The following is a 21632-nucleotide window of genomic DNA, read 5'->3' as shown; positions in this document are numbered from 1 at the left end:
ATGACCGATCCCAACGCTGCACTCCGTACATCCCTCTACGCAGCGGTCGGTGCCGGCGACGCCGTCGTCCAGGCTGTTGCCGATGTCGTGGCCCAGGTGCGCGAGCGCGCCGAGAACACCCAGACCGATGTGAACGGCCGCGTCGAGACGGCCCGCGAGCGCATCGCGTCGGTCCCGGCAGATCTGACCGAGACCATCGAGTCGCTGCGGGCCCGGCTGAGCGAACTGCCTTCGGAACTTCCCGAGGAAATCGCCGACCTCCGCGAACGATTCAGCAGCGAGGAGCTGCGCAGGGTTGCCGAGGCGTACCTCAAGGTCGCTTCCGACCTCTACTCTGCATTCGCCGAGCGGGGCGAAGAGACCATCGAACGCCTGCGTCAGCAGCCGGCCGTCGAAGAGCGCCTCGGTCGCGCCGAGGCCGCCTTCGGCGACGTCGTCGATCTCACCGAAGAAGCTCTGGGGACCGTTGCTCGGCAGACGCGCGTGGTCGGCGAACAGGCTGCCAAGTTCGCAGGACTCACTGCGGACCGCATCTCCGACACGGCCGCCGAGGTCGGCACCGTGATCGCCGATGCGGGCGATGACGCTGCCCTTCGCGTCCTCGAGCTCGGCGAACAGGCCGAGGAGGCGAGCGGCGGAGCGGCTACGCGCGTCGAGTCCGTCAAGGACGATGTGGACGAGGCAGCGGAGGCGGTGCTGGAGAAGTCGGAGGCTGTGGAGAAGCCGGAGACGGTGGCTACGAAGCCTGCCGCGAAGTCGGCCCCGGCCAAGACCGCGGCGAAGGCGCCGGCGAAGAAGGCCCCGGCCAAGGCGGCACCTGCCAAGACGGCCCCGGCCAAGACTGCGGCGAAGGCGCCCGCCAAGACGGCTGCGCCTCGCAAGACCACCGGCAACTGACTGCAGTAACTCGGTCCGGACCGGGTCGACCCGGATCGGCTCTCGCGCACGAAGTTGCGCGGGAGCCGATTCTCGTAGACTGGGTCTTGTGCCCAATGTCGATTCCCTCGCCGGTCTGATCATGCTCGCTCTACAGGTCCTCGCGCTTGTAGGAGCCGGCTTCGCCTTGTTCCATGCAGTTCGTCAACCCGCCGAGGCGTTTCCTGCGGTTGACAAGCTCACCAAACCCGTATGGCTCGGCATTCTCGTGGCCGCGTTGATAGTCCTGCTGCTCTTCGGGGCCGTCGGGATGCTCGGCATCATCGCCGTGGTTGCGGTCTGCGTATACCTGGTCGATGTCCGCCCGCGCGTGGAAGAGGTGCAGAAGCCGCGCTGGTAACGCCCGGCTGCCTCGATCGGCGATCGTCCGACCCCACCTCTTGACAAGTGTGATTCAGATAATGACACTTCGAGTAACGGATATTATTCGAGACGAGGTGGTTCGCGATGTCCATCACTCGAACCAACGGGTCGATCGAGAGTGCGCCCGGTCGGGTACGCGGGTCGTCCGCAACCGACGGTAAGCAGGGCACAGCACAACGACTCCTCGACTCAGCGGCACGCAAGTCGTACGACCCCGCATTCGAGATCGACTGGGACGCTCCGATCCCGGGCGACAAATACGGGATGACTCCCGAATGGTCCAGTCTCTACGGCACGGACCTGTGGGAGCGGATGTCGGAGCAGCAACGGATCGTTCTCACCACACACGAAGCAGCGAGTATCGCCGGAACGGGCATCTGGTTCGAGATGATCCTCATGCAGATGCTCATCCGAGACCTCTACCAGCAGGATCCTTCCAGCGCGTACGTCCAGTTCGGTCTCACCGAGATCGCCGACGAGTGCCGTCACTCCATCATGTTCGCGCGTTCGGCGCAGCGACTAGGTGTGCCGTCCTACCGCCCGAAGCGGTGGATCCGCGTGAGCGGACGGGGCTTCAAGGCCGTCGCGTCGGGTGCGCTTGCATTCGGTGCAACGCTGTTCGCCGAGGAAATCCTGGACATGATGCAGCGCGACTTCATGCGCGACGAACGGGTGCAGCCACTCACCCGCACGGTCAGCCATATTCACGTCGTCGAAGAATCGCGGCACATTCGGTACGCGCGCGAGGAAACCGAACGCAGGATGCGCACGGCCACGCGAGCCCAGCGCGCGTACGTCCGCATGCATCTGGGCGTATCGGGCTACTTGATCGTGACGAACCTGATCAACGACCAGGTATACGCGGCGGCAGGCCTGGACATCGCCGAGGCGAAGGCCGCCGCACGCGCAAACACGCACTACCACGACAAACTGCGGCAGGGGACGCGACGCACGGTCGAGTTCCTCGACTCGGTGGGCCTGATCGGCGGTCCGTCGGCGCACCTGCTTCGCAAGGCACACGTGCTGTGAGCCGTGTGCCCACCCGACGCTGACCCGACCACACCGACAATCGATCACCGGGACCACCCGGACATGCACGCAGGAGAACATACGTGAACAAGCCCACCCGTCGTCAGACAATGCTGCTCGCGGCAGGCGCGAGTGCGCTCGCCGGTGTCGTGGCGGGCGTCGTCGCCGCGCGTCGCTCCCGCTCCACCGTGGTGCGGACAACGGATGTCGCTCCCCACGCACTGCTCTCCACCCCGAGTATGGAAGCCGAGCAGATCGAGGTCCGGACGGACGACGGTGCGCTGCTCCACGTGCTCGCCTACGGCGATCCGGACGCACAACCGCTGGTGTTCAGTCACGGGTGGACGTGCAGCGGAATGTACTGGGCCCCGCAGATCAACGCATTCGCCGACCGATACCGAGTTGTCGTCTACGACCAGCGCGGACACGGCTCGAGTGAGGCAGGCACACGCCCACTCGGACCGGACGTCCTGGCCGACGATCTCGCTGCGGTCCTCGACGCGGTGGTCCCGGCCGGCCGCAAAGCGGTGCTTGCCGGGCACAGCATGGGCGGAATGAGCATCATCGCGTGGGCCGAGCGGTTCCCCGAGCAGGTCTCGGAGAAGGCCGCGGGTGTGCTTCTGGCCAGTACCGGGATGGACAACCTCGTCGCGCACGCCGCTCTGATCGCGCTCCCCGAACGGTTCCCGCGGGTGCCGGTGAAGGTGGCACGCCCGCTGCTGGGTGCACAGCTGCCGCTGGTGGAGTCGAAGTTCACGACTCGAGCCCTCAAATACGTGGCACTCTCACCGTCGGCGAGTGCGGCAGAGGTCGACTTCTGCGAGAAGATCGTGCTCGGGTGCCCTCCGCGCACGCGAGGCGGCTGGGGCTTCGCCCTGAGCACCCTCGATATCCACGAAGGCCTGGAGAATCTGAACGTTCCCACGACGGTGCTCGTCGGCACCGCCGACCGGCTCACACCTCCGGTGCATGCGCGACGGCTCGCGGCCGGCCTGGAGGCGGCGGGAAATCTCGAGCGCCTGGTCGTGCTGGACGGCATCGGCCACATGAGTTCCGTCGAAGCCATCGACGCGTTCGACGATGAAGTGCTGCACCTCGTCGAGCGCGCCGGAGCCGTGGTCTCCTAGACCGGACGACGAATCTTCAGTTGAAGATCACGGTCTTCCGGCCGTGCACGAGCACTCGATCTTCGAGGTGCCATCGCAGGCCGCGGGAGAGGACGAGCTTTTCCACGTCGCGTCCCTGTCGAACCATGTCTCCGACGCTGTCGTGGTGGCTCACCCGAATGACGTCCTGTTCGATGATCGGGCCCGCGTCGAGTTCCGCCGTCACGTAGTGGCACGTCGCGCCGATGAGCTTCACGCCGCGGGTGAAGGCCTGATGGTACGGCCGGGCGCCCACGAAGGACGGCAGGAAGCTGTGGTGGATGTTGATGGCGCGTCCGGCCCAGTGTTCGCACAGGTCTGCAGGCAGGACCTGCATGAACCGTGCGAGGACGACGGCGTGCGGATTGTGCGAGTCGACGATCTTGCGAACCTGTTCGAACGCCGGGCCGCGCTCGGCGGGGTCGGACGGGAACGAGACGTAGTGGTAGTCGATGCCGTGGCGGCGCGCGACCTTCTCGAGGTCTCGGTGGTTGCCGACGACCGCGCACACCTCGGCCTGGAGCTCACCGGCCGCGACCCGTCCGAGCAGATCGTGCAGGCAGTGAGCTTCCTTGCTGACGAGCAGCACCACGCGCTTGCGCTGTCCGGTGTCGGACAGCGTCCATTCGGTCTCCGGGCCGATTCCGTCGGCCACCACGGCGAACTTCTCCCGCAGTTCGTCGATGCCGAACGGGATGGACGAGGCCCGCACAGCCTGCCGGGTGAAGAACCAGCCGCTGTCCTGATCTGCGTGGTAGGCAGCCTCGACGATTGACCCTCCGACCTCCGCGAGGAAGGTGGAGATCTTTGCGACGATCCCGGTGCTGTCGGGGCAGCCCAGGGTCAACACGTAACGGCGGTCGTCGGTCGAGGTGGAACGAGTCATGCTCGCGATTGTCTCAGGTGCCTGGAAGCGGCTGTCGGGGGACGTCGTACGGTGGCGGTGCCTACGAGCGTGGTGAAGTCGATGGTGTGGATACCGCGCGCGGTCACCTCGTCGGCGATGCCGCGCCGGACCGCCGCGACCTCGTCGTCGTGAAGACCGTTCAGCGCTGCCCGGTAACCGGTGCCGGTGACGAGGTTCCAGCAGAGTTCGTCGGTGGCGGGCAACAGGTTCGACAGGACTCGCACGTCCACGGAGTGGGTGCCTGCGTCAGCGAGCCACGCTTCGAGCGTGTGGGGAGTGTCGATCTCGTGGAGGGGCGTCCTCGCACGCAGTGATCCGCGTTCGGTGAGGTCGGGATTGAAGCGCGATGCGACATCGAACACGACTCGTGAGTAGTCCTCCAGTGCCCCCTCGCGCCACACCGTCACACCCACCCGGCCGCCGTGTCGCACGAGACCGGCGAGGCGTGCGAACGCCCGGTGCATGTCCGGAAGGAAGAACACGCCGTAGGAGATCGCGAGGGCGTCGTACCCGTCGGTGGGGATGTTGGACGGCGCCTCCCAGGTCGTCACGTCCGCACACACGAAGTCGATGTTCTGCAATGCTCGTGCCTCGGCGAGCAACCGGGCCTTTTCGAGTAGGTCGGAGGAGATGTCGACGCCGTGCACGCGGCCCGTCGGGCCGACTGCTGCCGCGATGGGGAGTGCTGACGCACCCGCACCGCAGCATGCGTCCAGCACTGTGGCGCCGGGACCGAGTCCGAGTTGGAAGGACAGTGCGTTTCCGGTCGGGCCCCATACCGTGTCGGTGAGAAGGTCGAAGGTGAGGCTCGCGTCGTCGAATGTGCGGGCCGTCTCTGCCGGATTGTCGCTCATTTCGTCAATCTACCGGCCTCGGCGACGCTCGCCGGCCTGTCGCACCGTCCGCGAGCGGGGCCGAGGAGTGTGTTTTTGACGACAATTCGTCACAACAATGCGGCTGTGTGAGGTCCGTGCTGCGAGATTTATGTGACGACACGTCATCACAAAGGAGGAGCCGGTGGATCTGCTGGTTACCCCGTCGGGAATCGTCCACCTCGTGCAGCACGAAGTGCGGCGGACCATCACCGCCGAACTGGAGCGCCTCGCCCGACGCACGCAACTCGGTGTCGCCGAGGTCGACACGGTCGCCGAATCACTGGCCCGCCTGTCATCGGTGCTGGTACTCGACCATGTTGCTGCGTGGCAAGGTGACTATCGGGTGGTGGCCGATCTGTTCGATCTGCCGACGACAAGTGAGTGTGAGGGTATTGCCATGCCGAAACTGACCGGTGGTGCCACAGTGGCGGAGCACAAAGCCGCGACCAGGGAGGCAATGCTCGATGCGTTCGCGGTCGAGTTCCACGAGAATGGCTGGGAAGGCGTCAAATTGCAGACGATCGCCGAGAAGGCGGGCGTCGCGCGGACTGCGGTGTACAACTACTTTCCCGACAAGACCGCGCTGCTCATGTCATGGTCCGAGCGGGAGATGACGCGCTTCATCGCCCTGGCACAGCGAGAACTGGAAGACCGGGCAGACCCCCTCGACCGGCTGCAGGTGCTGATCAAGCTCGTACTGATCGAGTTCTCGCTGCAACGCGGTGTCGGAGAGTCGGTGGCGTCGGCGCTGTCCCCGAAGGATCGTGAACAGTTCGTCACCCATATCGCACCATTGGTCGAACTTGTCGAAGCACTCCTGCGCGACGGCATGGACCACGGAGTGTTCGAGGAGTCGGATCCGACCGATACGGGCCGGCTTGTCATGGCCTGCCTGGAGACGCAACGCTCGGTCTTGATCGCCGGGGGTCGACCGGACGAGGCGGTGGCCCGCACGCTCCCGTTCATTCTCCGAGCGCTCGGAGCGTCACCGGAAGGGCAGGGGCCGGAGGGGTAGACACTCTGGAACGTTCGCTGAACTCGTCGAACGGGCAGGGATATCGGACGATATATCCCGGCGTCGCCGACTGCGGCACACGATTCCGACGTGTGGAAAGCTGACAGCATGCCGGATATCACGTTCTCCCGCTCACAGGTCGCCTCGATGATCGACCACACCCTTCTCAAGCCCGAAGCGTCCACGGCGGACGTGCAGGCCCTCGTCGACGAAGCCCGGGATCTCGGTGTGTACGCGGTGTGTGTCTCACCGTCGATGCTGCCGGTGCGTGCGGACGGTGTGGTTGTCGCAACGGTGGTGGGCTTCCCGTCGGGTAAGCACCATTCACTCATCAAGGGCGCCGAAGCGCGCCTCGCCGTCGAGCAGGGTGCCCGCGAGGTGGACATGGTCATCGACGTCGGAGCTGCGGTCGCAGGCGATTACAACGCTGTGCTCGCCGACATCCTCACCGTCCGCGAGGCGATCGGATTCGATCCGGTGCTCAAGGTGATCATCGAGTCGGCTGTGCTCTCCGACGAAGCGATCGTCGAGGTATGCCGAGCGGCGGAGAAAGCCGGTGCGAACTTCGTCAAGACCTCCACCGGCTTTCATCCCGCCGGGGGAGCATCGGAGCACGCGGTGCAGCTCATGGCGGAAACGGTCGGTGGGAGGCTCGGGGTCAAGGCGAGCGGCGGCATCCGCACCGCGGAGGCCGCGGTGCGGATGCTCGAAGCCGGAGCCACTCGGCTGGGTCTGTCCGGTAGCCGCGCGGTGCTCGACGGGCTCCCGGATTGACCTGTCGACTCAGTTGATCCAGATCTCCTCCACCAGAGGCGAACCCAGAGTATAGAGCTCCACACCGTGGACATCTTCGCCGTAGATGACGCCCGGTGTCGCCTTCGTGTAGAAGACACCGACCGAGAGATCCGCGAGACGCTCCTCGACCGTGTTGTAGGCCGCGACACGTTCGTCCTGTGATGCGGACTCGCGCCCGCGGTCGAGTGCCTCGTCGAGCTCCGGGTCGCTGACGCCCATGAAGTTGCCGGGCGACGTGGAATGGAAGGCCGACCACAGTCCGTAGTCGGGATCCTGGACGATCGCCGACGTGATCGACATGTCGAAGTCGCGTGCCGCGGTGCGCGCGTGGGCGTTGGTGATATCGTGGATCTCGACCTTCACATCGACATTGTCGTAGGCGCTGAGCTGGGCTTGGACGGCCTCGGCAAGCGTCTTGCTCTCACTGGCCGGATACGACATGAACGTGAACGACACGGGCTTGCCCTCGGCGGCCAGTTCGTCGAACAGTTTCTGCGCTTCCTCGGAGTTCGTCTCGGGGAAGGGGAGGTCCTGATAGTACGGCGATTCCTCTGCGAACAGGGTTTCCGGCACGACACCCTCACCGTTGTAGACGATGAGATTCAGATTGTCGGTGTCCAGTGCGAGCTGTACGGCCTGCCGGGCACGGATGTCGTCGAACGGAGCTCGACGATGGTTCATTGCGATGATCTGACCACCGCCGGTCGGAACCACCTCGGTGTTCAACCCCTGCGCCTCGGCAGCAATGATGTTGTTGGCACTGGACTCGGATGCGAGATCTGCTGCGCCGGTGGTCATTGCGTTCATACGCTGAGTGGCCTCGTGGGCGGTGCGAATCGTCAATGTGTCGAGGTACGGTTTGGGCGCGTCCCAGTAGTCCGGGTTCTTCTCCATCTCGATCTCGCCCTGGCGCGTCCAGCGCACAACCTTGAACGGTCCTGCCCCGGCCGGAGCATCGTCGAATGCTGTTGCGCCCTTCTCCAGCGCGGTGGGAGAAGCGATCCAGTTCAACGACGTCGCAGCGATGCCCTGTGCAAATTGGAGGTTCGGCGCCACCAGGGTGACGCGGAGGGTCTCGGCATCGATCGGGTCGGTGTTCGCGATCTGACTGGCGACCCGGATCGCAGTGGAACCGGTTGCCGGTTCCTTCAGGCGGTCCCAGTTGTACTTCACCGCCGCGGCATCGAGAGGGGTGCCGTCGGTGAAGGTCAGACCGGGCCGCAGCTTCAGATCGAAAGTGGTTCCGCCGTCGGTGGTGGCGAAGTCGGTGGCCATCTTGTATTCGATCTCGAAGTCTTCGGTGCTGTTGACCATCAGGGTGCCGTAGAGGGCATTTCCCAAGGGGGCCATATGAGCCCAGGTGTTCGACAGCTTGGCGGGGTCGAGCGTCGGTGGTTCCGCGATCTCCAGGATCGTGGCGGAGCCGCCGGCGACGGGTTCTCCGTCGTTGCCGGTGGCGCCCCCGTCGGAGGCGTCGCCACTGCCACACGCGGCGACGAACGTGAACAACGTGAGGGACAGTAGTGCGGCCGGTAACTTCCGTATTCGTCTACGGCGGATCATCGACGACCTCTCGATCAGGTTGTGGGTTGGGAGATTTCGACGAGCGATGCTCGATGGTTCTCGTGACGACTCGGATGCCGGCTGTGAGTGCGCGCGACGAGACGAATCGAGCGGAAAGATCTACGGCCGGGACGGCCTCGAATACGACTGGGCGTCGGCCCTGTCGGATCCGATGAGGAGCGAAGGTCAGCGCAGCGGACCACCGAGCGCGCGGAGGCAGAATTGCCACAGCTGCTCTTGGACCTCAGCGACGGTGCCCGCCGCATACGCGTAGTGGTGGTACACCGAGCGGGTGAGCTCGACGATGAACCATGCGTCCTGTTCGGTGTCGGTGGACGTCACCAGGCCGGCGTCCGCGGCCGCCCGGATCTCGGTGTGGATGAGGTCGACCAGGGGGCGGTCGGCCTCGGCGAGTTCCTTCGGGAAGACACGATGCAACCGCCAATGGGTGGCCACGATGAACTGGGCGAGCGTATAGCGTTCCGGGTCCCTCGACCGGCCCCCCAGCGAAGCGGTGATGAAGAAGCGCAGTCGCTGCAATGGGTCGGTGAGATCGTCGGCGGTGACGGTCATCTGTCGACATGCGTCGCTGAGCCCGTCGCTGATGACAGCGAGGAGCAACTCGTCCTTGCTCGCGAAATAGCGATAGAAGGTCTGGAGGGCCACTCCCGCTTCCTTCGCGAGTTCCTGGGTCGTGAACGCGTCCCCCTTCGCCTCGACCAGGCGGTGCGCCGCGTCGAGGATCGCACGGATCTGATTCTCGACGCGCGAACGTGACCGCTGGACGGCCACGGATCGTTCGACCGCTCGTTCCTCAGCTCGGGACATGGTCTCTGATTCTAGACGTCGTCACGTCGGTGACAGGACGACGACCGGGATGTCGCGGTCGGTTCGGGACTGGTACAGGTCGTAGTTCGGCCACGCGTCCGTGACGATCTTCCAGAGCCGGGGCTTCTCCTCGTCGGTGGCGGTTCGCGCCACCACCGACAGCGTCCTGTCCAGGACCTGTACCTCCGCGTGCGGATCGGCCTGAAGGTTCACGTACCACAGCGGGTGCTGCGGTGCGCCGCCCTTCGAGGCGACGACGAGATAGTCGTCGCCATCCCTGGCGAAGATCAGTGCGGACGTCCTCCGCATTCCCGAACGCCGGCCGGTCACAGTGAGCAGTAGCGTCGGCACACCGTTCCAGATGTACCCCTGCTTTCCACCGCTTTCGCGATAGACGCGGATATGTTCGTCACCCCGGAGACTGATATCCGTCTGCGTGTACTCGGTCTCTGCCATGGTCACCTCATTTCGTATCGAAGAGGACAGGAATCGCGGTGGCTCCGCGCTCGTACATCCCGACAAGTCTCGGGGGCTCGGCCGCCGGATCGAGCCGTAGTCCGGGGAGCCTGTCGAGCAAGGCGTTGATGCCCACGGTCATCTCCCCGCGGGCCACGTGCATGCCCAGGCAGATGTGGGCGCCCTGGCCGAATGCGAGCGTCGACTTCGTGGTCCGGGTGATGTCGTACTCGTCGGGTCGTTCCCACCGCTCCGGATCACGGTTCGCGGCGGCGACGCACAGGTGAACGACCGAACCCTTCGGAATGTCCTGACCGTAGAAGTCGATGTCCTCGGTGACCCACCGCGAGAACATCGGATCGGTCGGCATCCACCGCAGAGTCTCCTCGATCGCCGCGCGCAACAGGGACCGGTCCTCGCGTACCGCAGCGAGCACGTCCGGACGCTGAAGCAGCGCGGTGATGGTGGTCCCCATCTGCTTCCAGGTGGTGCCCGATCCCGCGGCGAGCAGCAACAGCGAGAAGGTGTAGATCTCCTCGTCCGAAAGACGCTGTGTGGCACCGGATTCGTCGGCCCGCTCGGCCTGCACCAGAACACTGATCAGGTCGTCCTGCGGTACCTCCCGCCGTGCTGCGACGATCGGAGCGAGGATGTCGATGATCTTCTGCTTGTCGCGGGTCAAGGCTTCACGAATGTCGAGTGCCTGCTCGATCGGCACACCGAAGCTTCCGGTGATGGTGAGAATCGGTATGGCAGCGCAGAAGTCGACGTTCAATTCGGCATGCCCGTCGTCGACGAACCCGTCGATCAAGAGGTGGACCGCTTCCTCGATCCAGTTCTGGATCCACCACTGTGCGTTCGACGGAAGGAACGACGGCTGGACCAGGCTGCGGTACTGCCGGTGTTGCACTCCGCCCATCGACAACATGCTGTTGTGGACGAGCGAACCCGACTCGGGGTCGATGTCCACGGCCTCGGGAGACGACGCGAAGACCTTCGGATTCCGGAAGGCCTCATTGCAGGCCTCGAAACTGAACACCGAGAAGTGCTCGCGATCGGGGTACGGGAGCCCCTGGAACATCAGTGATTCCGAGATCCCGGTGAGCTCGTGGACAGTACCCCGGTGGACCGGCTTCTCTCCGCGGAGCCGGTTCCAGATCGGATACGGATCCTCGGAGAACTTTCCGCCGGTGGCCTCGTTGTACGACCCCTGCAGGTCGAACAACTCGCGTACCCGGTCTCGGTCGAGCGATGTGGTCTTCATCGTGCGACATACCCTCCATCCACCGGCAGGACGACGCCGGTGACGTTCTTCGCCATGTCGGAGGCCAGGTACAGGATCGCCTCCGCGCAATCCTCAGCAGTGATGAATCGGCCGAGGGGGTGTTGGGTGGCGATGCGGTCGGTGACCTCGGGTCGAGCGTTGACTTCGGGGTCGAGCCCGCCCGCTGTCATGAACCCGGTCAGCGGCATCCCTGCGGGGGCAATGGCGTTGACCCGGATACCGTGGGGCGCTCCCTCGATCGCCACCGCGCGCGTCAACTGGTGTACGGCGCCTTTGGTTGCGCCGTACACCGAACCGCCCCACGCGACGAGGCCGGCCACCGACCCGGTGTTGACGATCGCACCGCCCGAACCCTGCTTCTTGAACTGCAGGACGGCATGCTTGCTCCCGAAGAAGACGCCACCCAGATTCACCCCGACCAGGCGCTGGAAGTCTTCGCGGGTGTGTTCCTCGAAGGTTGCGCCCAGTCGTGGAGTGGGGATCCCGACATTGTTGACGAGGATGTCGAGTCGGCCGTACTGCTCGACCGCTGCCCGCACCATCGCTACGACCTGGTCTTCGTCGGACACATCCGCCCCGACCGCCGTTGCGGCGCCGCCGTCGGCCTCGACGAGACGGACGGTTTCTTTCGCCTCATCCACATCGATGTCGGCGCACACGACCCGTGCGCCCTCTTCGGCGAGGCGCAAGGCGGTCGCGCGGCCCACTCCCGAGCCCGCTCCCGTCACGATGGCGGATTTGCCTTCGAGCAATCGATTCATGGCATATTCCTGTTCGGTTCCTTGTTCGGGCGGAGCAAGGTCAGACTCCGGCCAGGACCGGGGGCTGCGCCGGAGTGAATCGGTACAGCCGCTCGGCATTGCCACGCAGAATCTTGTACTGCTGTTCGGGCGTCAGATGCTCGATCTGCTTCTTGACCACCGAGATGCAGTTGGGCCACGTCGAATCGGAGTGCGGGTAGTCGGTCTCGCACATGATGTTGTCCTCGCCGATTTCGTCGATGCTGGCGATTCCGTGATGATCCTCGATGAAGCAACCGAAGATGTGCTTCCGGAATACTTCCCGAACATCGAGGTTGTCCAGATCCAGGTCGTTGTTGCCGTGGTCGCTCCACTGCGCACCGCGCTGGATCCAGTACCGCTGCTTGTCGAGTACCTGCTCGGCACGTTCGAGGAAGTACGGCACCCAGCCGATCTCACCTTCGGACAACGCGATCTTGAGGTTGGGGTAGCGCTGGAACATGCTGCTGAACAGCCACGTCAGCATTGCTCCCGAAGTCCGTGTCGCGCCCCATGCCAGATTGGCCAGGAACGGCGAATCCTTCGAGACCCGTGGCACCGTGGAGGACGAGCCGACGTGCATCGAGACCACCATGTCGAGATCGTTGGCGGCAGCCATGACGGGATCCCAGTAGCGGTCCTTGTCGTGAATGGTGGGCAGACCCAGCGGTTCGGGGTTCTCGGAGAAGGCGAACGTCGTGGCGCCCTTGGCAGCGCAGCGTTCCATCTCCTTCGCCGCGAGGGCGGGATCCCACAGCGGGATGAGGATCAACGGAATGAAGCGGCCCGGAGCCGCGCCGGCCCACTCCTCGAGGTGCCAGTCGTTGTAGGCCTGCAGGCAGGTGAATCCGAACTCGCGGTCGCTGGCCTCCATGAACATCTGACCGCAGAAGCGGGTGACCGTCGGGAACGACAGCGACGCGAGGATGCCGGCCTTGTTCATGTCCTCCACACGGGCGAGCGGGTCGTAGCAACCGGGTCGCATCTCGTCGTAGTTGAGGGGTTCGGGGCTGAACTCTTCCTTGGACTTGCCCGCGACCGCGCTCAGGCCGCTGCTCGGGAACTTCTTGCCGTCGTAGACCCAGACATCCATCCCGGTCTTGTCGTCCTTGATCATGTGGGGCGCACGATCGCGGTCCTTCTTCGGCACGCGATCGACCCACAGGTTGGGCGGTTCGAGGATGTGGTCGTCGACCGAGACGAGCCAGTCCAGGTCGAGGTTCGGGGTGCCGTTCGATGTGGTCATTGTGCGAGCTCTCCAATCGACATGTGCTTGACTTCCTGGAATTCGCGGATGCCCTCGGGGCCACGTTCGCGTCCGAGTCCGCTCTGCTTGTAGCCCCCGCTGGGTGCGAGCGCGCTGAATACGGTGGTGTTGACGTTGACGGCGCCCGCGCGGATCCGGCGGGCAACCGAGACTGCGGTAGCGGTGTCGGCGCCGTACACCTGGCCGGACAGCCCATAGACGCTGTCGTTGGCGATCCGCACCGCGTCGTCGATGTCTCGGTAGCCGATGACCCCGAGGACGGGTCCGAAGATCTCCTCCTGCGCCGCAGGGTTGGCATTGTTCGGCAGATCGAGGACGGTCGGCTCGAAGTAGTAACCCCGATCGAGACCTTCCGGGCGTTTGCCGCCGGTCCGGACCTTGGCTCCTTGCTCCTCGGCGAGTTGCACGAATCGCTCGCACTTGGCTCGCTGTGCGGCACTGATCACCGGACCCATCAATGCAGTCGGGTCGGTGGGCGACCCCACCTTGATCGAATTGTACGCGGCGGCAACTCGTTCGAGAACTTCCTCCTTGTGTTCCTGCGGGACGAGCATGCGTGTCGCCGCGACACAGGCCTGTCCTGCGGTGCGGGCCACTACCCCCATTGCGCCGATGCCGACACGTGCGAGGGCGTCGGGCAGATAGATCTGCGCGGATTTGCCGCCGAGTTCGAGCGACAGGCGTTTCACGGTCGGGGCGGCCTGCGCGATGATGTTGCGTCCGGCCACAGTGGATCCGGTGAACGAAACCATGTCGACTGCGGGATGGGTCGTCAGCAGTTGCGCGCCCTCGGTGCCTTCCTCGGCCACCACACTCAGTACGCCGGGTGGCAGGCCTGCGGCGTCGGCGGCGTGCCCGAAGATCAGGGACGAGAGTGGGGTGAGCGGACTGGGTCGCAGGATCACCGAGTTGCCTGCCATGAGTGCGGGAATCAGCTTCTGCAGGGCCATGATGAGTGCTGCGTTGTACGGAGTGATCGCGGTGACGACCCCGACCGGTTCGTGTCGGAGGATGCTGAGCGCGACCCGCCCCCGCGTCAGGTCGTCGACCGGGACCGGGGTTGCCTCCTCGTGTCGCATCGACAGGTAGAGGTCGATCGTCTGACGTGCGATCGATACGCCTGTGCGGCACTGGGTTTCGTCGGCGAACCGCGCGGGTTGTCCTGCCTCGGCGACGAGGGTGTCGACCATCGATTCGTGGTTCGCCTCGAGGTGGTCGATCAGCCTGTGGAGTACCTGGGCCCGGTCGTGAGGTGTGCGCTGCGCCCACACTCCGTCGTCGAAGGCGGTCCGGGCGGCGAGGACGGCGCGTTCGACTTCGGCAACGGGTGTCTCGCTGACGTCGGCGACGTGGGTTTCGTCGGCCGGATTCTCCACTGTGATGACGCGGTCGCCGGTGACCCATTCGCCGGCCACGTAGGTACGACGTTCGGTGAGGATACTCAAGTTGTCCCCCTTTTCCCTGCTAGTAGTAGAACATAGTTCTTGCTAGGACAACAGCATGATTTCGTTTTGCTTAAGAATGTGTGTCAGAAGCGTTCGGCGGAATACACCACGGCACCGCCGTAGTGCGGCGAGGAATGGCAGGCGACAGCGGTCGTCATGTTGCCCAACGTCCGAGTGTCTGCGCGCCCCGAGAGCTGGAGATAGCACTCGAGCATCTGAGGAACACCGTGCATGCGGCCGTTTCCGAGGGCGCCGCCTCCGGACAGTGCCGGGATCGCACCGCGGCGATCGCTGTCGATACCGCCTTCCTCGACGAATTGGTGGGCTTCGCCCGGTGGGCACAGGCCCAGGGATTCGAGCCAGAACCATACGAACGGGGAGAAACCGTCGTAGACCTGGGGCAGATCGATCTCACTCATGCCGATCCCCGAGGATTCCTCGAGTCGACGTACCAACTCGGTTCCTGCGCCGAGGATGTCGTCCAGCGGCCAGTGGAGTGGGAGGCGTCGTCGCGACGGTATTCCGTTCGCATATCCGGCGATGTACACCGGCGGGTGGGGGAGATCCTGTGCGCGTTCGGCGCTCGTGAGCACGAACGCGGCGGCACCGTCGACCGGGATATCGCAGTCGTACCTGCACACCGGGTCGAACAGTGCCGGCGCAGAAAGGTAGTCCTCACGGTCCAGTGGACGGTTGTACCAGTACGACCACGGGATCCGCGCCCCGTTCTTCCTGGCCTCGGTGACCACGGCCGCCATGGATTCCGGTTCGGCACCGTACCGCTGCAGATACTCGTTGTACGGCAGGGCGATCATGGCCAGCGGCCCGAAGAAACCCTGGGGCGCTGTCCACTGTTGTGGACCGTGGACCTCCTGCATCGGATTGCCGTGATAGCTGCCCGTGGGATTGTGCAGCGCGCGGTGCACGATGACGTAGTCGGCGGCACCGCTGGCAATTGCGTTGACGGCCATCGACACCGAGCCGGTCAGCTGGCCGATCCCGTCGAACCCCGCGACATAGCGCGGGGTGCCGCCGAGGCGCCCCGCCAGCCACGCGGACGACACCGTGTTGACACCGTCCTCTGAGACACGACCGCTCGCACTCGGCATCAGGCTCGAACTGACATAGCCGTCGATCTGTGCAAGCTCGAGTCCGGCATCTGCGACGGCTGCGCGGGCCACGTCCACGGTCAGGGCGCCGAGTGTGCGACCGGCAGTGCGTCGAATGTCGCTCTGCGCGTAGCCGACGATCGCGACCTTGTTGCGAGCGAAGCCGTTCATGACGCGAGCTCGAAGGCCGGCACCGATACCTCGGAGGTCAGCTGCTCGAACGCTGCGACGACCGGTGTCCCGATCCGGAGTTCGACGTCGGGTCCGTCGAGCAACCGGCCGATCAAGCGGAGTTCCGGCTGCTCGGTGAGTTCGACGTCGACCAGCACGAACGGAAGGAGCTCGTCGAACCCGGGCAGAAAGGATTGCCGCACTGTCGTCCAGGACCGCACGGTGCCGCGCCCGCTCACCGGAGCGAATTCGAAACCGGGGTCGGTGGATCCGCAGTTCGGGCACACACTGTCGGGCGGGTGGGCGAAGTTGCGGCACTGCCCGCAGCGTGCCAACTCGAGTCGGTGTTCCGCTGCGGCAGTCCAGTACGGAGCCGAGGTCGAGTCGGGCACCGGCAGGGGGCGGTGTGTCTTCGCTTCGTGTGCCCTCACGGGATCACACCTTTCTCTGCGAGCGACCCGATCCGTTCCCAGTCGTAGCCGAGTTCGAGCAGCACGGCCTCGGTGTGCTCACCGTGTTCGGGTGCCCGTCGCAGGGCGGGAGGCTCCTGACCCAATTGCACCGGCACCGCGGGCAACCGGTAGCTGTGCCCGTCATCGAGCCGGACCTCGCCGACGTAACCGTTGGCCGCGACCTGCGGATCGTCGATCACATCGTGCACCGACTGCACCGGTGCCCAGGGCGCGTCGAGATCGCCGAGGATCTGTTTCCACTCGTCCAACGTGTATTTCGCGAAGATTCCGTCCAGTTCCTCGACGCACGCCGCACTGTTCTGCCGGCGAGCGGTCATATCCACGAACCGGGGATCGTCGATGAGGTCGTCGCGTCCGATGAGCCGAGCGAACGCCGGCCAATAGCGATCCCCCTGCAGGAACATCAGCTGGATGTGCCGAAGGTCGCGGGTCCGGTACGTCCCCGTGAGCGGATTGACCTGCGGCCCACGGCCCGTCACTGAGGTCACCTCGCCGCCGTTGAGTGCGACGAGCAGGTCCGACGACAGCATCCACATAGCGGTGGCGAGTAGCGACACATCGACGACGGTGCCCGCGCCGGTCTTCTCCCGTTCGTGCAGCGCCGTCGAGATTCCGAATGCCAGAGCCATCGCGCCGTTGCGGTCGCCCATCGCGCCGCGCTGGCTGATGGGGTAGTCGCGTTCGGTGGGAGTGAGTGTGTGGCCGACCCCGCCGCGTGCCCAGAATGCGGAGCTGTCGTATCCGGGCTTGTCGGAATCGGCGCCGCGGGCACCGAACCCGTGTCCGCGCGCGTAGATCAGGCGCGGATAGCGCTGACGAAGGGTCTCGGCGTCCAGTCCGAGGCGTTCGAGTGCGCCCGGCCGGAGGCTGGTGATGAACACGTCCGCCGAAGAGAGGAGTTCGTGCAGCACAGTGATGCCCTCGTCGGTCCGGACATCGAGGGCGATCGAGCGTTTGCCGCGGTTGGCCAGTGCCATCGAGAGGTTGGGGCCGCCACGGTCGGCGCCGATGCCCTGGGTCGCGAGGCCGCGGTACGGATCGCCGTCGGGCGGCTCGATGCGGACGACATCGGCGCCCCAGTCGGCGAGCAGCGCCGCAGCAACGGGTACGAACACCCATTGCGCGAGCTCGACGACGCGGACTCCGTCGAAAGCACGCGGCGCGGTATTCGCTTCCTGCTCAATCATTGCTCTCCGCTTCCAGGGTTCGGCGCGTGACGGTGATGGCGCCGGTGGGGCAGCCGGACGCGGCGACCTCGACATCCGATACATCCGTCACGATCGGGTTCGTCACCTCGGCAGCAGCATCGCTGCCCATGGCGAAGATGTCTGCGGCATACGAGACGCAGACCCCCGATCCCATACAGATCTCACGATCGAGTTCGACCACGTACTGTTCTTCAGGCATGTGTCGTCTCCGGTACATCTTGTAGTGCAGCCTCTGCGACGAGCTTCCGAATTCGGTTCTTCTGAACCTTTCCCGACGCGGTGCGCGGGAAGTCGTCCACCCGGTGCAGTTCTTCCGGCCACTTCTGACGTGCGACACCCGCGGCCGCGAAATGCTCCTTGACCTCGTCGAGTGTGGGCATCGACTGTCCCTCTCCGAGTCGCAGGACCGCTGCCACACGCTCGCCGAGACGCGCGTCCGGTGCGGCGACGACGACGGCCTCGACGACCGATGCCATGGTGAGCAGTGTGTCCTCGACCGCTGCTGCGCCGATGTTCTCACCACCGCGAATGATGAGATCGGACATGCGGTCGGTGATGGTCAGGTAACCGTCGTCGTCGAGAGTTCCGACGTCTCCGGTGTGATACCACCCTTCGTCGTCGAATGCGCGTGCGGTAAGGGACTCGTCGGTGTATCCGAGGCACAGATCTGGGCCGCGGCTGACGATCTCGCCGTCCTCGGTCAGGCGGATCTCGACACCCGGCCGTGGGCAACCATCCGTGAGAAGACGCTTGTCTTCCGGTGCGGTGGTGGCGGATCCGGTGATCGAGGGGTGCTCGGTGCTCCCGTACGAGCGGGTGACGACGAGACCGAGATCGGTCAGGCGGCGTGGGACGGACGCGGGTACGGTGGATCCACCCAGCCCGATCGGGCCGAAGAAGCGTAGATGGTCCGGCGTGAAGTCGGGATGGTCGAGCAGGCTGGTGACGAAATACGGTGGGCCACCACCGATTGCTACGCCTTCGGAGTCCATGAGTGAGATGACTCGGGTGGGGTTCCACTCGTCGCACATGTCGGCGGGAATCGCGTCGAGCACGGGGAACAGAACCGCGCCCAGCATCCCGATGAAATGCCCGACCGGCAGGGCGGTGAGCTGGCGCCCTCGGCCGGGTTCGTAGTTCGACATCAGTTGCCGCGTCTCGCAGATGAGCGTCTGATGAGTGTGGATGACGCCCTTGGGGTTTCGTGTCGTTCCCGACGTATATGCGACGAGTGCGGGGGCGGCGGCGTCCACCTCCAGGACGCCGTGCAACGGCACGTCGGCGAGCAGATCGTCGAAATCATGCCCTACCACGCCGACGATCGGCACATGTGCGCTGGTTTCCGGCGTGTATGTCATGCGCCCGAACTGTGCCGCCGTGATGAACACCTGCGGCTCGGAGTCCTCGAGAATGAAGCCGAGTTCCTTCGGACCGTAGAAGTGGACGATCGGAACCGTCACCGCGCCGAGCAGGGCGGATGCCCAGAAGGTCGCGGCTGCTTCCATCCAGTTCGGCAATTGCATTGCAATGACATCACCGGGGCCGATCCCGCGGGCCTTCAGGCCCGCGGCGAGTCTGCGTGCGACAACTTCGACTTCGGCGAAGGTTCCCTCGTACGGGCGAACCGCGGAATGCACGTGAAATCCCATGTCGGGGTGCTTGTTCAGTCCGTCTGCGAGTATTTCGCCGAGCGTTTCGCCGGTCCACCACCCTTGTTCTTCGTAGTAGCTGCGCAGGGATGGGGGGACTTCGCGGACAATCGAGCTCAGTCGATTCGTAACCAACGTTTTCACAACACCTTTCGCAGATGCACAGTCGATATCAGCGCGCGGCGTAGAGGGGGCTGTTGCCGCTGGTGCGCAATAGATGCATGTCGAGGTAGAACGTGATTCTCGTCCAGCCTGCCATGATTCGCGTCCGGATTCAATACCGGACCGGAATGTCAGCAGGGGGTCGAGAACAACTCGGGCGAGAGGGCGTCGTGGTCGGCAACTGCGGTGCTCAGGCGGTGCAGCAGGATCTCGATCAGTCGGGGCTCCACCTTGACGGTGATGCCCCAGAGGTAGAGGCCGCGCACCATTCCTCGTCGAAGTGCGCGTCGGCCGGAGTCGAACGATGGCGGCTCGATACCTTGGGCGGCAAGGCAATCGAGATAGTGTGCGAGAAGGTCGTCCTCGGTGCGGCGTCGTTCCTCCGGGGGCAAGGCGGTCGCGATGTGGGTGCCGACGTCCATGTACCACATGCCGCGTTGGACGAGCTGCCAGTCGACGAGGCTCGGACGACTCTGCCCGTCGAGGTAGATGTTGCCGACGTGTGCGTCCCCGTGGATCACGCACCAGTCGGAGGTCTCGTATTCGGATGCGAGGGCGTCGACCAGGCCCAGGTAGGCGGAGAGTAGTCGGGGTGCATCCTTCAGCTCGTCGGGAACCCGTATGCCGTTCGGTCCGTGGAAGTTCCGGTCGATCCGCGCGGTGATCTCCTCGGTGCCCATTGCTCGGATCGCACCGGTGAGTCGCGGTGCCAGCCACTGCTGGTGTCCCCATTTCGGCTTGCCCCACGTGGCGGCGTGCAATTTGGCGAACTCTCCGAGGCTTTCCGCCACCTGGTCGGCGGTGTAGCTGCTGGCGGCATCGAGGAAGATGCTGTTCTGGCTGATGATGTCCTCGGTGATCACGACGCCATGGCGGGTGTCCGGATCGAAGTCCGCGTAGTGGCTTCGCAGGGTGCGCGCTCCGATGTGGTCGCGGAGGTCGCGGTAGAAGCAGGCCTCCGGTTCGCCGGCGGCGCGGGTCGTTCGCCCTTCCTCGTTGAAATAGCCCTTGACGCAGAGGTCGGGGGACAGGCCCTCGGGTATCCCGCCTGTGCACTCGATGGTGAAACGGGCGTTGGTGGAGACCCGGTCGACTATCGGTCCGAGAGTTGCCGATGTGACCTCGATGCCCGGGAATCGGGGCTGGAGTGCCGATGTGAGCCATTGGGGCGACAGTGCCTCATCGAGGGTGTCCGGAACCGCGACGGTCATGAGGCGCACCTCGGTCCAAACAGCCTGGAAAAAGTAGAATGTGATTTCGCCATGGCAAGAATGTAGTACTTCTTATGGCGAGAGTCACACTCTTTTTTGAAAACCCTGCTCCAGGGGGGGTCAGGCGAGCAGGCCGCAGCTTCCCTGCTGCTCGGGCTGCTGACCCTCCGGCGCCTCCGGCATCACGAAGTGCCCGCCCTCGAGCGCCAGCTGCACGCCGGAATCGGAGACGTTCACCTCGGTGGCCTGCATGCCCAACGGGTACTGCTGCAGCCCGGAAGTGAGGATCTCGACCACGCCGTCGACGAGTGCCGTCGGCAGGCCGATCCCGAAGAGCGACGCATCGGTGGTCTCCACCGCGACCGTTCCATTGCTGACCACCGGCCGCGCGGTGAACTCGGCGAGCCCCTGCCCGCCGACCGTGAAGGTCAACGTGCCCGCCGACTCGTCGGCGGTGACGTCGGTGACGAGTGCGCCCACCGACTGGCTCTGCACCGTCGCGAGAATCCCGCTCGTGGGCCAGTCGATCTCGGCGCGGGAGCTGCCGATCGTCCCTGCGCCCTCGGCGGAATCGCGCAGATCGACGTCCTGAACCTCGGCGTGCACCTGCATCTGCTGCGCGGGGCCGAACGCGGTGTCGTCGCTGTCGAATCTCACCGACGGCACCTGGCGATCGAGTAGTTGCAGGAGTACCGGTTTCCAGCTCAGGTCGACGTCGACACCGGTGCCGAGTTCGCTCTCGAAGGATTGGGCGAGGCATGTCGTTGCGCGATTGCGCACGTAGACCTCGGCGCCCACCAGGACCGCGACAAGCGCGGCGATGACGATGACGGCGATCAAGGCGAGGCGGCTGCGCTTCGGTTGCGTCATGGGGCCGATTGTTCCCGACGAGCCTGAAATTCCCATGAGCACACACGTACCAACTGTGTGAATAATGTGAGCTTCGACACATTCGTTGGGT

22 protein-coding genes are annotated in these 21632 nt (G+C 64.9%); 6 read left to right on the top strand and 16 right to left on the bottom strand.

All coding sequences use genetic code 11. The features are described 5' to 3' along the window. From HCA61_RS20835 to HCA61_RS20820, 4 genes are all read left to right on the top strand, one after another. On the top strand, nt 1-897 hold the full coding sequence (locus HCA61_RS20835; protein WP_169690091.1) for a heparin-binding hemagglutinin: 897 nt from the start codon (nt 1-3) through the stop codon (nt 895-897). A gap of 88 nt (nt 898-985) precedes the next feature. After that, nucleotides 986-1276, top strand: a complete 291-nt coding sequence (locus HCA61_RS20830; protein WP_169690090.1) for a DUF2516 family protein — start codon at nt 986-988, stop codon at nt 1274-1276. Between the two features lie 107 nt (nt 1277-1383). Then, nucleotides 1384-2328 (top strand): diiron oxygenase, encoded by a 945-nt coding sequence (locus HCA61_RS20825; protein ID WP_169690089.1) that lies wholly within the window; start codon nt 1384-1386, stop codon nt 2326-2328. 110 nt (nt 2329-2438) lie between these two features. Then, nucleotides 2439-3455, top strand: a complete 1017-nt coding sequence (locus tag HCA61_RS20820) for an alpha/beta hydrolase (protein WP_169690137.1) — start codon at nt 2439-2441, stop codon at nt 3453-3455. 16 nt (nt 3456-3471) lie between these two features. Here HCA61_RS20820 and purU read toward each other — a convergent pair whose 3' ends face one another. After that, nucleotides 3472-4359: a formyltetrahydrofolate deformylase gene (gene purU / locus HCA61_RS20815; protein ID WP_169690088.1), complete on the bottom strand. Its 888-nt coding sequence runs from the start codon at nt 4357-4359 to the stop codon at nt 3472-3474. Then, entirely contained in the window at nt 4356-5234 is an 879-nt protein-coding gene (locus HCA61_RS20810) for a methyltransferase domain-containing protein (protein WP_169690087.1), read from the bottom strand. Before HCA61_RS20810 ends, purU begins: the two co-directional genes overlap by 4 nt. A 163-nt stretch (nt 5235-5397) precedes the next feature. Here HCA61_RS20810 and HCA61_RS20800 point away from each other — a divergent pair, with 163 nt between their 5' ends. Both HCA61_RS20800 and deoC read left to right on the top strand, forming a co-directional pair. Beyond that, nucleotides 5398-6270, top strand: coding sequence for a TetR/AcrR family transcriptional regulator (locus tag HCA61_RS20800; RefSeq protein ID WP_247273101.1), 873 nt, complete (start codon nt 5398-5400; stop codon nt 6268-6270). A gap of 108 nt (nt 6271-6378) precedes the next feature. Further along, entirely contained in the window at nt 6379-7044 is a 666-nt protein-coding gene (deoC, locus tag HCA61_RS20795; protein ID WP_169690086.1) for a deoxyribose-phosphate aldolase, read from the top strand. A gap of 9 nt (nt 7045-7053) precedes the next feature. Here the strand turns inward: deoC and HCA61_RS20790 are convergent, their stop codons facing one another. The 14 genes from HCA61_RS20790 to HCA61_RS20725 form a co-directional block, all read right to left on the bottom strand. Next, a complete protein-coding gene (locus tag HCA61_RS20790) occupies nt 7054-8574 on the bottom strand; it encodes an ABC transporter substrate-binding protein (protein WP_346777617.1) in 1521 nt (506 codons plus the stop codon). A gap of 240 nt (nt 8575-8814) precedes the next feature. Continuing rightward, nucleotides 8815-9456, bottom strand: a complete 642-nt coding sequence (locus HCA61_RS20785; RefSeq protein WP_169690084.1) for a TetR/AcrR family transcriptional regulator — start codon at nt 9454-9456, stop codon at nt 8815-8817. 21 nt (nt 9457-9477) lie between these two features. Further along, complete coding sequence (locus HCA61_RS20780) at nt 9478-9912, bottom strand: nitroreductase family deazaflavin-dependent oxidoreductase (RefSeq protein WP_169690083.1); 435 nt, start codon at nt 9910-9912, stop codon at nt 9478-9480. A 7-nt stretch (nt 9913-9919) separates the two neighbouring features. Next, on the bottom strand, nt 9920-11176 hold the full coding sequence (locus HCA61_RS20775; RefSeq protein WP_169690082.1) for a cytochrome P450: 1257 nt from the start codon (nt 11174-11176) through the stop codon (nt 9920-9922). Beyond that, nucleotides 11173-11958: an SDR family oxidoreductase gene (locus HCA61_RS20770; protein ID WP_169690081.1), complete on the bottom strand. Its 786-nt coding sequence runs from the start codon at nt 11956-11958 to the stop codon at nt 11173-11175. The genes HCA61_RS20775 and HCA61_RS20770 overlap by 4 nt, the downstream gene beginning before the upstream one ends. 40 nt (nt 11959-11998) lie before the next feature. Then, a complete protein-coding gene (locus HCA61_RS20765; RefSeq protein ID WP_169690080.1) occupies nt 11999-13222 on the bottom strand; it encodes an amidohydrolase family protein in 1224 nt (407 codons plus the stop codon). Continuing rightward, nucleotides 13219-14688: an aldehyde dehydrogenase family protein gene (locus HCA61_RS20760; protein ID WP_169690079.1), complete on the bottom strand. Its 1470-nt coding sequence runs from the start codon at nt 14686-14688 to the stop codon at nt 13219-13221. Before HCA61_RS20760 ends, HCA61_RS20765 begins: the two co-directional genes overlap by 4 nt. 83 nt (nt 14689-14771) lie before the next feature. Beyond that, nucleotides 14772-15968, bottom strand: a complete 1197-nt coding sequence (locus tag HCA61_RS20755) for a thiolase family protein (RefSeq protein ID WP_169690078.1) — start codon at nt 15966-15968, stop codon at nt 14772-14774. Continuing rightward, nucleotides 15965-16399 (bottom strand): OB-fold domain-containing protein, encoded by a 435-nt coding sequence (locus tag HCA61_RS20750; protein ID WP_247273095.1) that lies wholly within the window; start codon nt 16397-16399, stop codon nt 15965-15967. Before HCA61_RS20750 ends, HCA61_RS20755 begins: the two co-directional genes overlap by 4 nt. After that, on the bottom strand, nt 16396-17628 hold the full coding sequence (locus HCA61_RS20745) for a CoA transferase (protein WP_169690077.1): 1233 nt from the start codon (nt 17626-17628) through the stop codon (nt 16396-16398). The genes HCA61_RS20750 and HCA61_RS20745 overlap by 4 nt, the downstream gene beginning before the upstream one ends. Beyond that, on the bottom strand, nt 17621-17848 hold the full coding sequence (locus HCA61_RS20740; protein WP_169690076.1) for a ferredoxin: 228 nt from the start codon (nt 17846-17848) through the stop codon (nt 17621-17623). Before HCA61_RS20740 ends, HCA61_RS20745 begins: the two co-directional genes overlap by 8 nt. Further along, nucleotides 17841-19433, bottom strand: a complete 1593-nt coding sequence (locus tag HCA61_RS20735; protein WP_240959953.1) for an AMP-binding protein — start codon at nt 19431-19433, stop codon at nt 17841-17843. The genes HCA61_RS20740 and HCA61_RS20735 overlap by 8 nt, the downstream gene beginning before the upstream one ends. 158 nt (nt 19434-19591) lie before the next feature. Next, nucleotides 19592-20671 carry a phosphotransferase gene (locus HCA61_RS20730; RefSeq protein ID WP_169690075.1) on the bottom strand — a complete coding sequence of 360 codons (1080 nt, stop codon included), beginning with the start codon at nt 20669-20671 and terminating at the stop codon, nt 19592-19594. Nucleotides 20672-20791: 120 nt separating this feature from the next. Beyond that, nucleotides 20792-21541: a DUF2993 domain-containing protein gene (locus tag HCA61_RS20725; RefSeq protein WP_169690074.1), complete on the bottom strand. Its 750-nt coding sequence runs from the start codon at nt 21539-21541 to the stop codon at nt 20792-20794. Between the last annotated feature and the right edge of the window lie 91 nt (nt 21542-21632).

The organism is Rhodococcus sp. HNM0563 (assembly GCF_012726195.1).
Lineage (GTDB): Bacteria > Actinomycetota > Actinomycetes > Mycobacteriales > Mycobacteriaceae > Rhodococcus.
This window is presented reverse-complemented; position numbering and strand designations above follow the sequence as displayed.